General features: G+C 29.1%; 9 protein-coding genes and 1 other annotated feature (1 of these 10 running past the window's edge). Of the genes, 8 read left to right on the top strand and 1 reads right to left on the bottom strand.

Annotation, left to right across the window (positions count from 1 at the left end):
- Window positions 1–72: a sequence feature (ribosomal protein L10 leader region), on the top strand; it begins 93 nt to the left of the window's first position.
- Between the two features lie 22 nt (window positions 73–94).
- From rplJ to EMELA_RS05010, 8 genes are all read left to right on the top strand, one after another.
- A complete protein-coding gene (gene rplJ, locus EMELA_RS04005) occupies window positions 95–595 on the top strand; it encodes a 50S ribosomal protein L10 (protein WP_028124564.1) in 501 nt (166 codons plus the stop codon).
- A 56-nt stretch (window positions 596–651) separates the two neighbouring features.
- Window positions 652–1,020 (top strand): 50S ribosomal protein L7/L12, encoded by a 369-nt coding sequence (gene rplL, locus EMELA_RS04000; RefSeq protein WP_028124565.1) that lies wholly within the window; start codon window positions 652–654, stop codon window positions 1,018–1,020.
- Between the two features lie 233 nt (window positions 1,021–1,253).
- Window positions 1,254–2,411, top strand: a complete 1,158-nt coding sequence (locus tag EMELA_RS03995; RefSeq protein ID WP_028124566.1) for a hypothetical protein — start codon at window positions 1,254–1,256, stop codon at window positions 2,409–2,411.
- Window positions 2,412–2,425: 14 nt separating this feature from the next.
- Entirely contained in the window at window positions 2,426–6,280 is a 3,855-nt protein-coding gene (gene rpoB / locus EMELA_RS03990; RefSeq protein ID WP_028124567.1) for a DNA-directed RNA polymerase subunit beta, read from the top strand.
- Between the two features lie 9 nt (window positions 6,281–6,289).
- Window positions 6,290–10,054: a DNA-directed RNA polymerase subunit beta' gene (gene rpoC, locus EMELA_RS03985; protein ID WP_028124568.1), complete on the top strand. Its 3,765-nt coding sequence runs from the start codon at window positions 6,290–6,292 to the stop codon at window positions 10,052–10,054.
- Window positions 10,055–10,203: 149 nt separating this feature from the next.
- Window positions 10,204–11,157: an L-lactate dehydrogenase gene (locus tag EMELA_RS03980; protein ID WP_028124569.1), complete on the top strand. Its 954-nt coding sequence runs from the start codon at window positions 10,204–10,206 to the stop codon at window positions 11,155–11,157.
- A gap of 675 nt (window positions 11,158–11,832) precedes the next feature.
- Window positions 11,833–12,264 carry a hypothetical protein gene (locus tag EMELA_RS03970; RefSeq protein ID WP_028124571.1) on the top strand — a complete coding sequence of 144 codons (432 nt, stop codon included), beginning with the start codon at window positions 11,833–11,835 and terminating at the stop codon, window positions 12,262–12,264.
- Between the two features lie 66 nt (window positions 12,265–12,330).
- Window positions 12,331–12,480, top strand: coding sequence for a hypothetical protein (locus EMELA_RS05010; protein ID WP_169733563.1), 150 nt, complete (start codon window positions 12,331–12,333; stop codon window positions 12,478–12,480).
- 344 nt (window positions 12,481–12,824) lie between these two features.
- Here EMELA_RS05010 and EMELA_RS03960 read toward each other — a convergent pair whose 3' ends face one another.
- A complete protein-coding gene (locus EMELA_RS03960) occupies window positions 12,825–14,228 on the bottom strand; it encodes an Mbov_0401 family ICE element transposase-like protein (RefSeq protein ID WP_100608982.1) in 1,404 nt (467 codons plus the stop codon).
- Window position 14,229 lies beyond the last annotated feature (1 nt).

Raw genomic sequence — 14,229 nt, 5'->3', positions numbered from 1 at the left:
TTAATTTAAAAAATGTATTTTTACGTTTCCCTCGGTCTTTGCATTAAGAACCGAGGGTTTTGTTTTATAAAATAAGAAAATAGGAGGAATACGAATGTCAACAAATAGACCTGCACATGCTAAAAAAGCAGAAATCGTTGCTGAGATTGTTTCTAAAATTCAATCAGCTCAAGGTGTTGCTATTGCAGAATACAAACACTTAACAGTTGAACAAATGTCAAATTTAAGAAGACAAGCTTTAAAACAAGGTATTGAAGTTAAAGTTTATAAAGACTCACTTGTTAGAAGAGCAGTTGATCAATTAAATTTATCAGAATTAAACGAATATTTAACTCAACAAAATGTTTTTGTTTTCTCAAACGAAGATGCAATTGGTGCTGCTAAATTAGTAGCTAACTTTGCAAAAGAAAATGAAGCATTAAAATTAAAAGCTGGAGTATACGAAAACGCAGCTATGAATACTGCAGCAATTACAGAAGTTGCTACACTACCATCAAAAGAAGATTTATACTTAATGTTTGCATCAAGCTTACTTTACCCAATACGTCAAGTTATGGCGGTAATTAAAGCTGTTGCTGATACAAAACAAAACTAATAGAATAATTAAATGTATTAATAGCAAATAAAAATATTAAAAAGGAGACCAAAATCATGGCAATTACAAAAGAAGATATTATTAAAGCATTAGAAGAAATGAAATTAACAGAATTAAACGAATTAGTTAAAGCAATCGAAGAACACTTCGACGTTGTTGCATCAGCAGGTGTTGCTGTTGCTGCAGGACCAGCTGCTGCTGATTCAGCACCATCAGAAGTTTCAGTTATGTTAACAAACGCAGGTGGACAAAAAGTTGCAGTTATTAAAGTAGTTAAAGAAGTAACTGGATTAGGATTAATGGACGCTAAAAAATTAGTTGATGGAACTTTACCAGTATCTATTAAAGAAAACGTTAAAATTGAAGAAGCAGATGCAATTAAAGCTCAATTAGTTGAAGCTGGAGCATCAGTTGAATACAAATAGTATTCACTAATTTCTTATTAAAAAAAACCTAAGATGATCTTAGGTTTTTATTTTTACATGTAAAATAAGTTACAAAGTTAAAAATTTTAATTATTTTTAAACATGAAAAGCTCAATAATATTTGCTTTTTTAGAGTAAATTATATATAATATAATAATCGAGTATAGTTTAGTTAGTTAAGAGCTTCTGCTATCCTTATTTTTTTTGCAAAAGAAATATTGGGAGGAAGTCTAATGAGTCTAAATTATTTTCTTAACAAAAAGTTCGTAGATTTAATGATTCAAATCGTTGAAGATGAAGAACTTTTTACTATTAACTTTCCTTTATCAATAGAGCAAAAAATGAATTTTAAACCAATGGAAGAAATTCAAAGTGATAAGTATTTAACAAATTACTTTCAAGCATACTCATTTTCAAAAAATAAATTTTTATCAAATCTTATTTCTACAAGTAATGTTTCTTCACTGATGTTTTTAGAAAACTTATGTGAAGGATCTTCAATGCTTTCAATTCATAACACAATTAAAAAAAATGAAAACGGTTTAAAGCCAAAATCTAAAAAAGAAAAAATGGCAATGAACTTTATTGAAGCAATTAGACTAGTAAAGAAAGCTGATTTTGAAATTAATGAAGATAACTATGAATTACTGATTCATATTTTATTCAGAAATACAGAATTCAATTTAGATCGAAAAGCTAATTATTACAGAACTGATAATAAGAAAATATTAACTGACATTGAAATAGATTTTAATGCTATTGATTATGAGTTAAAAGGTTTATTTGAGTTTATAAATGATGTACCACAAAATTCTTTTGATGGTTTTACCAAAGCAATAATTATTTTCTTGCAGATTTTAATTATTCAACCTTACCAAAGATTTAACTCAAGTGTTGCTTTACTAATGAGTTTATGATTTATTAATCAAAGTAAAGAAAACAGTAAGTTTAAAATTTGAATTTTTGATATTGCAAATCATTGAGAAGAATTGATCTTACAAATCAATAAATCATTTAAAAAAGGGTTTAATATAAATGGACTTTTAGCATTTACAAAAAAACATTTAAGAGAATCAGTTAAAAAAGGCTTCTTATTATCATTAGTTTATGAATGAATTAATGTTGATTATGAAGTTAGATCAAAATTTTTTGCAAGTGATTATGAAATCATTATATTAAGTGCAATATTATCAGAAAGAACAAAAGAAGTCTCTGTTAAAAGAATTACAGATATCTTGAAAATTAATGGTAATCAAACAATTAAAAAACAAGAAATAAAAGATGCTTTAGAAAATCTAAAAAGCGCAAATATTGTCAAAGTTACAAAAAGCGATGCAAACTTTACAGTTGCAGACAAGCTATTAAATAAATACAAATATATTTTAGAATAATGAAAGGAAACAACATGGCATATAAAATTAAAAAAGTAAACCGTGGCGTTGAAAGACGTGATTATAGAAAAGTTTCAGGTAATCTTGAATTACCAAACTTAATTGAAATTCAAACAAGAACTTTCGAATGATTCAAAACAAAAGGAATTGACGAAGTATTAAACGAATTTTTTCCAATGAGCTCAAATGACTTAAGTGCATCTCTTTTCTTAGAAGGGTGAGAAATTAAAGAAGCTAAAATCTCTCCAGCTAAAGCAAAAGAACAATCAAAAATTTATGATGCTCCAATTTACGTAGACTTACAATTAATGTTTACTAAAACAGAAGACATTTCAAAAGAGTTTGAAGAAATTGTAGAAAAAGATATTAAAAAAGTTTTAGTAAACTGAATTGCTCAAAAAACAGATTCAAAAAATGTTACTCTTGTTAAAAATACAGAAAACATTTATTTCTTTGACGTTAAATTAAAAAGTACAGAAAAGAATGACTTATTTCAAATTACAATCTTAGAAGAAAAAGAAGATTTAATTGTTGCTGAAATTAATGTTAGAAAGTGAGGGCAAGTATTCTTTGGAGATTTCCCTTTAATGACTGACGCTGGAACATTTGTTATCAATGGTTCACAAAAAGTTATTGTTTCACAATTAGTTAGATCACCAGGATCATACTTTAAAACTGAAATCAACAACAAGACAGGAGAAAACCTATACAACGGTGATATCATTCCAAGTCGTGGAACTTGATTAGAATTTGAAACAGATACTAAAAAAACTGCTGAAACAACAAATTCATTATTTGTAAAAATTGATAAATCAAGAAAAACAACTGCAACTTCATTCTTAAAAATTTTAGGAATTGACAGAGATACAATCTTAAATATTTTTGATAAAGAGAAAGTTATTGTTGAAACATTAAAAAATGACAATGATACTGGAGATTCATACGCAGACTGAGCACAACACGTTCAAGAAATTTATAAAAAAATTAGACAAGGTGAAACTGCAACATCTGATGGAGCATCAAAATACATTAACGGATTATTATTTGACCGTAGAAAATATGATTTAACAAAAGCAGGTAGATTTAAATTACAACAAAAATTAGCTGTTAAAAATCGTTTAATAGGAAGAATCTTAGCTGAAGATATCGTTGATGCAAAAGGAAAAGTTTTAGTAGCAAAAGATACTGAAATTTCTAAAGCAAACATTAAAGAAGTTGCTGAAGCATTATCACAAGATGGTGTTATGGTTTCTTCAATCGAATACAAAGAAGACATTCCTGGTTCACGTAAAATTCAAAGTGTAAAAGTTTACCAAGACAATAACTCAAGAAGAGAAACTTTTACATTAGTTGGAATTACACCTGATTCAAAAGAAGAACATATTACAGTTGTTGATATTGTTGCTACTGTTTCTTACTTGTTAGGATTAGAATACAACATTGGTGAATACGATGATATTGACAACTTGGCTAACCGTCGTGTTAGAACAGTTGGAGAATTATTACAAAACCAATTCAGAATGGGATTAACTCGTATTGATAAAAATGTTAAAGAAAAACTTTCAACAAGTGACTTATACAAAGTTAAAGTTTCAACAATTATTAACGCAAAACCATTAACTGCTGTAATTGGAGAGTTCTTCAACTTATCACAATTATCACAATTCATGGATCAAATTAACCCATTAGCAGAATTAACAAACAAACGTAGATTAACTGCTTTAGGACCTGGGGGATTATCAAGAGATCGTGCCAGCTTAGAAGTGCGTGACGTTCACCCTTCTCACTATGGAAGAATCTGTCCTATTGAAACTCCAGAGGGACCAAACATTGGATTGATTAATAACTTATCAACTTATGCAATCGTTGATGAATTAGGATTCATTAGAACACCTTACTTAAAAGTTATTGATGGTGTAATTGAAAATGAACACCAATACTTGTCAGCTGATGAAGAAAAAGAATACATTATTTCTCAATCAAATGTTACAAAAGATGAAAATGGAAAAATCTTAGATGAAACTGTTGTTTCTCGTTACAAAGGTGATGATTACATCGCTAGAGTATCAGAAGTGCAATTTATTGACGTTTCTCCAAAACAAATTGTTTCAGTTGCCACTTCAGCAATTCCATTCTTAGAAAACGATGACGCCAACCGTGCACTTATGGGTGCCAACATGCAACGTCAAGCTGTCCCTACAATTGTTCCAGAATCACCATTCGTTGGAACAGGAATTGAATTTGAAGCTGCTAGAGACTCAGGGGTTTGTGTTGTTGCTACAGAAAACGGAATCGTTAAATATGTAGATGCAAAACAAATTGCAGTTGAAGCAAAATCAGGAATTAAAACATATACATTAGCAAACTTTGAACGTTCAAACAATGGAAGTTCAATTGTACAAAAACCAATTGTTAAAGTTGGAGATTCAATTGAAGCTGGTCAAATTATTGCTGATGGACCATCTGTTGATAACGGAGAATTAGCTCTAGGTCAAAACGTTATTGTTGCCTTTACAACTTATAATGGTTACAACTTCGAGGATGCCATTGTTATGTCTGAAAGAGTTATCATGGAAGATAAATTTACTTCAGTGCATATTGATGAATATGTATTAGAAGTTCGTAATACAAAACAAGGAGCAGAAGAAATTACTTCTGAAATTCCAAACATTAGTGACAATGCTAAAAAATACTTAGATCAAGAAGGTATTGTAGCAATTGGTACTGAAGTTAAAACAGGAGATATTTTAGTTGGTAAAGTAACTCCAAAAGGACAAACTCAATTATCACCAGAAGATAAATTATTACATGCTATTTTTGGAGAAAAATCAAGATCAGTTAAAGATAACTCATTAAAAGTTCCAAATGGTGGAGAAGGTATTGTTCAAGCTGTTAAACGCTTCAAAGCTAAATCAGCAACAAACCCAGATGGTATTGATTTACCAGCAGATGTATTAGAAGTTATTAAAGTATATATCGTTCAAAAACGTAAAATCCAAGAAGGGGATAAAATGTCAGGACGTCACGGTAACAAAGGGATTATCTCAAAAGTGTTACCAGTTGAAGACATGCCTCACTTAAAAGATGGTACACCAGTAGATATTCTATTGAACCCACAAGGGATTCCATCACGTATGAACATTGGGCAAATTTTAGAAATCCATTTAGGAATGGCAGCTAAAAAATTAGGAGTTAAAATTGCAACTCCAGTTTTCGAAGGTGTTAACAGTAATGATTTAGATGAAATCATGGCTGAAGCTGGAATGGAAAACTATGGAAAAGTTAAATTAATTGATGGTCAAACTGGAGATGTTATTGATAAACCAATTTCAGTTGGAGTTATGTACATGTTGAAACTTTCACACATGGTTGATGATAAACTTCACGCAAGAAGTGTTGGACCTTACTCATTAATTACTCAACAACCTCTTGGAGGAAAAGCACAAAACGGGGGACAACGTTTCGGAGAAATGGAAGTTTGAGCATTAGAAGCTTATGGGGCAGCTCATACTCTAAGAGAAATCTTAACTATTAAATCAGATGACTTAAAAGGTCGTACAAAAACTTATGAAGCAATTGTTAGATCAAAACAAATTCCAACACCTGGAACCCCTGAATCATTTAACGTGCTTTCAAAAGAAATTATGGGATTAGGATTTGACATCTACTTATTAGATGACAAAGGAAATAAATCACAAATTAATGCATATGATGATGACAATGATTTAGTAAATGATGACAATATGAAACATGCATCAACAGATAAATTGACATTTGAAGATTCAGTATCACTTGTTGAAATTCAAGATTTAGATATTTTTGAAGAAGTAGATGAAAGTGAAATCAACCTTTCATTTGAAGAAGAATAGGAGGGCAAAATGGAAAATAAAAATAACAAAGTAATTAAAATTGAATTAGCTAGTGCTGATACTATTCGTTCATGATCACATGGTGAAGTTACTAAACCTGAAACAATTAACTATAAAACATTAAAAGCTGAAAAAGATGGTTTATTTGACGAAAAAATCTTTGGACCAACTAAAAACTATGAATGTTTTTGTGGAAAATTCAAAAAAGCTAACCCAATGAACAAAGGGAAAAAATGTGAAAAATGTGGTGTTGAATTAACTGAATCAATCGTGCGTCGTGAAAGAATGGGACACATTGAATTAGCAGAACCTGTTACTCACATTTGAATGGTTAAAGTATCTCCATCAAGAATTGCCTCATTATTAGATTTAAAAACAAAAGAATTAGAAGAAGTTGTTTACTTCGTTTCACACATTGTTTTAGAACCAGGAACATCAAAACACTTCGTTGCCAAAGAAGTTATTGATTTAGGAGTTTCAAAATCACAAAAAACTCGTGCTAAATTAAGACCAGCAATTGAAGAGTTAATTGAAATAATCAATGATCCAGAACACAGAGATACATTAAAAGCAGAAAGATTATTAGAAGAATTAAATAATCCAACTATTCCTTTCTCAATTGATGAAGCAACAGCTTTAATCTCAAAATATACTGATGCTAAATTTGGTATTGGTGCTTCTGCAATTGAAGAACTATTAAAACAAATTGATTTAGATAAAGAAATTGAAATCACAAAAAATACTTTAGATGCTATTGGTCCAAATGCTGATAACTCAAAATTATTAAAAAGATTAGATATCTTAGAATCATTAAAACGTTCAAATCAAAAACCAGAGTGAATGGTATTACGTGTATTACCAGTTATTCCACCAGATATCCGTCCTATTATTCAATTAGATGGAGGAAGATTTACTACTTCTGAAATTAATGACTTATACCGTCGTATTATCATCAGAAATGAACGTTTAATGAAAGTTAAAGAAATGGGTGCACCATCAATTATTATTAACAACGAAAAACGTATGTTGCAAGAAGCTGTTGATGCATTATTAGACAATGAACGTAAGCCACGCCCAGTTCAAGGAAAAGACAAACGCCCATTAAAATCTTTAACAAGCGTATTAAAAGGAAAACAAGGTCGTTTCCGTCAAAACTTATTAGGAAAACGTGTTGACTACTCAGGTCGTTCAGTTATTGCGATTGGACCAGATCTAAAAATGTATCAAGCAGGAATTCCTCGTGAAATGGCTTTAACATTATTCAAACCATTTGTAATCCAATGATTACAAGAACATGAATATGCAGAAAATGTTAAAGTTGCTGAAAAAATGATTTTACAAAATGATACAAAAATTTGAGAAGCATTAGAACACGTAATTAAAGATAGACCAGTGCTATTAAACCGTGCGCCTACTCTTCACAGACTTGGGATTCAAGCGTTCGAACCTAAATTAGTTAAAGGGAAAGCAATTCGTCTTCACCCACTTGTAACTACTGCGTTCAACGCCGATTTCGATGGTGACCAAATGGCTGTTCACGTTCCAATTACAAAAGAAGCTGTTGCTGAAGCTAGAGCTTTAATGTTAGGATCAAATGCTATTTTAGGACCAAAAGATGGAAAAGCGATTGTTACTCCTGGACAAGATATTATTCTAGGAAATTACTATGCTACTTTTGAAGAAAAAGGGCAAACTGGAGAAGGAACATTATTTGCAGATACTAATGAAGCAATCAATGCCTTTGACACAAACAATGTTTCATTAAATGCTTTAATTGGAATTGCGGTTGATGCTTTACCAGTTGAAAAATTTAATGTTGAACAAAGAAAAAGATATTTATTAACAACTGTTGGTAAAATTCTATTCAACCAAATCTTTGATGATTCATTCCCATGAATTAACTCACCAAGTATTTTTGATGCAACTGAAGCTGTTAACTCATTTATCTTTGATTTCTCAAAAGACATTAATGAAGTTATTGCAGAATACACAGTTGTTGCTCCAATTAAGAAAAAAGAATTATCTTTAATTATTGAAAGATACTTTAACGAATTTGGTGCAAGAAAAACTGCTGAAATGTTAGATAAAATGAAAGATTTAGGATTTAAATATTCTACAAAATCAGGAACTACTATTTCAGCTGGTGACGTTGTTGCCTTTAAACATAAATATGAAGAATTTGCAGAAGCTGATCAAAAAGTTGCTGAAATTACAAACTACTATAATGAAGGGATGTTAACTCAAGAAGAGAAAAAACACCGTGTTATTGAAGTTTGATCTGATGTTAAAGATGACATTCAAAAAAGACTTGAAATTGTATTAAAACAAGATGTTAAAAACCCAGTGTTTGTGATGGCTGACTCTGGAGCCCGTGGTAACGTTTCTAACTTTACTCAACTTGTAGGTATGCGTGGACTTATGAACGATACTAAAGGGGACATTAAAGAAATTCCAATTAAATCATCATTCCGTGAAGGTTTATCAGTTTCAGAATACTTCGTTTCTACTCATGGTGCCCGTAAAGGGATGGCCGACTTAGCCTTAAAAACTGCCGATTCAGGATACTTAACACGTCGTTTAGTTGACGTTTCACAAGAAATTGTTGTTGTTAACGAAGACTGTAAAGCAAACAAAGGATTTGAAATCGAATCAGTTATTGATACAAAACACAATAACATTATTGTGCCTTTAAAAGACAGAGTTGTTGGTCGTTATGCATTTAACGATATTAAAGATGCAAAAGGCAATATAATTGTTGGTAAAGATGTTTTAATCGAAGCAAAAGAAGCAGATGCAATTATAGCTGCTGGAATTACAAAAGTTACAATTCGTTCAGTATTAACATGTGATAACCAAAAAGGTGTATGTCAAAAATGTTACGGACGTAACTTAGCAACTGCATCATTAGTTAAAATTGGAGAACCAGTTGGAGTTATTGCTGCTCAATCAATTGGGGAACCAGGAACACAACTTACTATGCGTACTTTCCATACTGGAGGGGTTGCAGGGGATGCTGATATTACTCAAGGGCTACCTCGTATTAAAGAATTACTTGACGTTACAACTCAAAAAGGTTCAGTTGCAATTATTGCTGAAAAATCAGGGGTTGTTACAGATATCATTAATAAAAACGGAATCAACACAATTATTATTGATGAAGAAGTTAATGGAACAAAAATTGAAAAACCATACAAAACAATGTATAACGCTGTATTAAGAGTTAACAAAGGTGATGAAGTTAGACCAGGTAAAAAACTTACTGAAGGTTCAATTAACTTACATGATCTATTAGAAGTTGCTGGAACTACAGCTGTGCAAAACTACATCTTAAAAGAAGTTCAAAAAGTTTACCGTTTACAAGGGATTGAAATTTCAGATAAATATATTGAAATCATCGTAAAACAAATGTTAAACAAAGTTAAAGTTATCCAAAGTGGTGAGTCACACTTACTACAAGGTGAAATTGTAACTCAACAAAAATTCAAAGAAGTAGTTACTCAATGTATCCGTGAAGGTAAAATGCCTCCGGTTGCTAAAAACCAAATTTTAGGTATTAAAAAAGCTCCATTGAAATCTCAATCTTGATTATCATCAGCTTCATTCCAAGATACTGCACGTGTATTAACAGATGCAATTATTAAAGGAAGAGAAGATAAATTAGATGGTCTAAAAGAAAATATCATGTTAGGAAACTTAATTCCTGCAGGAACAGGTTTAACTGGAATTGATGAAGTAATGGAAATTGCTGAAGAATACCACAAAAACGAATATTAGTAATTATTTAAAAAACGCTATATTCTATGGTGTTTTTTTATTTGCAAAATAAATTAAAATTTATATTTTCTCTTTTGAAAATGCTTAATTTTTACATCATTGAGAATATAATAATGGTATAGAGAAAAAATAATAAAGGAGAAACAAATATGAAAAAAACTTCAAACAAAGTTGTACTAGTTGGAACTGGTGCAGTTGGTATGTCATTTATTTATTCAGCAGTTAACCAAGGATTAGCTGAAGAATACGTGTTAATCGATCTTAACACAAAAGCAGCAGATGGAAACGCAATTGATATCGAAGATACAATGGCTGTTGTAGACAAACCATTTACTATTAAAGCGGGGACATACGAAGATTGTAAAGATGCAGATCTAATTGTAATTACAGCTGGACGTCCACAAAGAGCTGGTGAAACAAGATTAGAATTAATTGCAGATAACTCAAAAATTATGAAAGGTATTGCTGAAGCTATTAAAGCATCAGGATTTAAAGGAGTAACAGTTATTGCTTCAAACCCTTGTGATGTTTTAACAACAGTTTACCAACAAGTAACAGGATATGACGAACATTCAGTTGTTGGGGCAGGAACAACTCTTGACTCAGCAAGATTAAGAAGATTAGTTGCTCAAAAATTAAAAGTAGCTCCAAAATCAGTTAATGCTTACATTATGGGAGAACATGGAGATTCATCAGTTGTTGTTTACTCAAAAGGAACAGTTATGGGTCAACCAATTAGCAAATACTTAGCTGAAGGAAAAATTACTGAAGCTGATTTACAAGAATGCTGAACAAGAGCTATTAGAATGGCTTATGAAATTATTGAACGTAAAGGTGCAACATACTACGGAATTGGTGTATGTTTAGCAGCTATATCATCAGCAATTTTAAGAGACGAAAAAACTACATTCATGGTTGGTGCTAAATTAAACGGTGAATATGGTCAAAAAGGATTCTATACTGGAGTTCCTGTAATTTTAGGAGCAAAAGGATGAGAAACAATTATTGAATGAGACTTATCAGAAGATGAAAAAGTAGCATTTGAAAAATCATGTGAAGCTTTAGACGCAACTTACCAAAAAGCTAAAGAAGCTATTGCTTAATTAAATTAATAATAAGATGCTTGTCATCTTATTTTTTTGTCCTTTTTGCTTAAAAATATAAAGAGGTGAAAAATGTTAGTTCAAACACAACAATAAATTAATACATATATTATCGTTGATACAACTATTTCAAACAATAAACAATCATTTATTGCACCAGAAATAATATTTATTAATAAACCGTATTTAGTAAATAAAACATCTTATTACAAAATGTTTGTTAATTTAAGTTTAAATCCTTACATTATGAATGATTCAGATTATCATAATACCTTTAATTTATTTAATTTAGATTTTAAATTGTATTCAAGCGATTTAAAAAAATTAAACCAGTTCAGTCAATTCTAAAAACCTATTTTGAATATGAATTGCCAACTGATTTAAAAAAAGATCATGTTATTAATTTAAATTTTGGTTTAAGTCATGATTTCAATCAAATAAATTATAAGTCTAAGGGTGAAATAAGATTAAATCCAGAGTTTGTGAAAGTAAACAACAAGGTTAATCTCAATGTAGTAAGTTGCTTAAGTTATTATGATTATTTTAATAATATTAAAAAGCTAAATTCTGAATCTATTTTAAAAGCAGAAGTTAACATTAATAATAATGCACTTGAAATAAACAAAAGGTATTAAGATTTATTTGATTTAAATATAAAATACAATAAAGTTAAATATGCATTTATTAAATAGTGATCAAAACTTAATTTATGAAATAGAACAAGTAAAAAATAGTAAAATTTTTCCGCCTTTTAAAATTAATAGTGTTGAACTAAGCGAAAAAAAGAAGTTTGAAACATACTACTCAGGTGATTTAAATTTAAGTATTTTAAATAATAATGATAATTATCAAATTGTTTATAATGGTATTTCTGAATTAGATGAAAAAACTAAAATTGTTAATTTAAAAACTGGAGACAAAAAATTATACATATATCCATATAATTGAAATAAGAAACAGGAATTAATTATTAAACTTAATATATTTGATAAGGAATATATAATTTCAAATCAAATAAAGTCTTATGCAAAATTTATGCAAAATATTTATTTGTACAAGATTATAAATTTAATGTTAATACTATTGAAAAATACACATATAAATTAAATAATGCATTTTAAACAGTAATTTCAATTTTAACTTTTGAAGAAATGAAGGAGCTTTTAAAAACATATGAAATACTTTAAATCAATATTAGTTTTAATTCTAATTATTTCAAGTTGTGCAACTATGTACTTTGCAATTAAAAGTGCAAACTTTTTTAATAAGAAAACAACATCTAATTTAAACTTAGAAAAAATTATTTTTAGTGAAAAACAATAAAGAAGCTTCATTAACAAGCATGAAGACATTAATCAAGAATTATTTAAATGTATTTTCCTGTTAAAAATTGAAGCTCAGCAACATTTAGAAAACATAAGTTTTGATTTTGAAAAAAATAAAGTTCAAGTAAATATATGAGATGATTATAACCACTATAAATGTTGAGCAAGTTGTTTATTTGGTGCAAAGCCTAAGATTTACAATTTTTCCAGTAAAAATTTACTGGAAAAATTGTATGTGAACGTCTTTTGTTACATTTATTTTATCATTTTTAGCAAAAAAGCAACAAAAAATATAGAAATCCTTAAATTTCCTTTTTTACCATTTATGTCTATTTTTTAGTTTTATTTGTACATTTTATATTGTTTAAAAATATCAATGTATCTAGAAAATTTGCTATCTATAGACGCTATATGACCATTTCGTGAAGCATTTCTAAAATCTTTGTTTCTTAACATTCTTCATTGATGATGTTTATTTTCAAATGCATTTAGTTCAATTTTTATGTTTTTTTCATGTTTTCATATTTCAAAAGCATTTAAACAATTTATTTTGCCTGCCCTTAAAGCGATCAAGTTCTTAAATGTTTTTACTGCATAAGATTTTCCATTACTTATTGATTTAATAAAATGATAAACGTTAGACTCAGTGTAACATCCATTGTATCAGTCTTCTTGATAAGCAAATATACCATCTAAATTATTTTTAATATATCTAATTGCTTCTTTTAATAAAACTTTTTTATTATCGGTTGCACTATGGATTAAAATTTTTAATTTATCTATTGCTGCAAATGGATCCGTTTTTATATCTTCCATTATTAGGTTACATAATTGATTTAGTCCAGCAGGATTATTTCATTTGGTAAAAGGAAGACCTCTTCTTATTTTTGCTTTTAAGTGAAAAAAGTCTAAAACTATTTTAGCGTTTAATTCATCTGCAACTTTTTTTATGTAGTCATCCCCATCACCACAAACTATAATTTGTCTTTCCTTGTCACCATAGAATTCTTTAATTTTTTCTCTAACAAGTTCTGCAAACTTTGCTGATGAAGGTAATCTAGTTTTTTGTTTATCAATTTGGTAAATAATTCTTTTATGAACTAACTTAGAATTGCGATCATCTTTTTTATCTGAAACTCCTAAATAAAGAACAGCTAATCTAACTCTATGTTTTTTTGCTTTCATTTTTGCTTCTTCTTTATCAAATTCCTTTAGTTTTAAAAAAGCGTCATCTGTAGAAACATAAACATAATCATATTTATCTGCATCACTTGGTATTTCATAATCTAAATCAGATGAAATTTCACTTAAATTTTCAATATCCATTTTCTTAATAATTCTTGATATTGTTGATTTATCAATTCTCGCTCTAGGATAACAATTTATTATATCTTTGTATTTAATTCCGTCTGAAACTTGATTAAGAATTTTATCAATGTATTCATAACTGATTCTTTGATATTTTTCTAATTGAATATAATCATCCACTAAACATTTAGTATTTCATTTTTTTTCAATTGAATTTCATATTTTATATTTTGTTCTTTTCAAAGTCATAACACCTTCGCTAAATATAATAGTTCTTTTTGAGTAACCATTAACATAATAGCCTTCTGCTTTACGCCAATCACTATTTTTAATTTCTAAATCTAATTCTTGGATTTTCTCAAGCATATCTTCAATTAATAAATTTAAATGTAAGTCTTTTAACTCATCAAAAACTTCGATTTGATTTATTACTTTCATA

This window comes from Mesoplasma melaleucae (genome assembly GCF_002804105.1).
In the GTDB taxonomy this organism is placed as follows: Bacteria; Bacillota_I; Bacilli_A; order Mycoplasmatales; family Mycoplasmataceae; genus Mesoplasma; species Mesoplasma melaleucae.
Note: the sequence above shows the minus strand (reverse complement) of the source record. Positions and strands in the feature narration are given on the sequence as shown.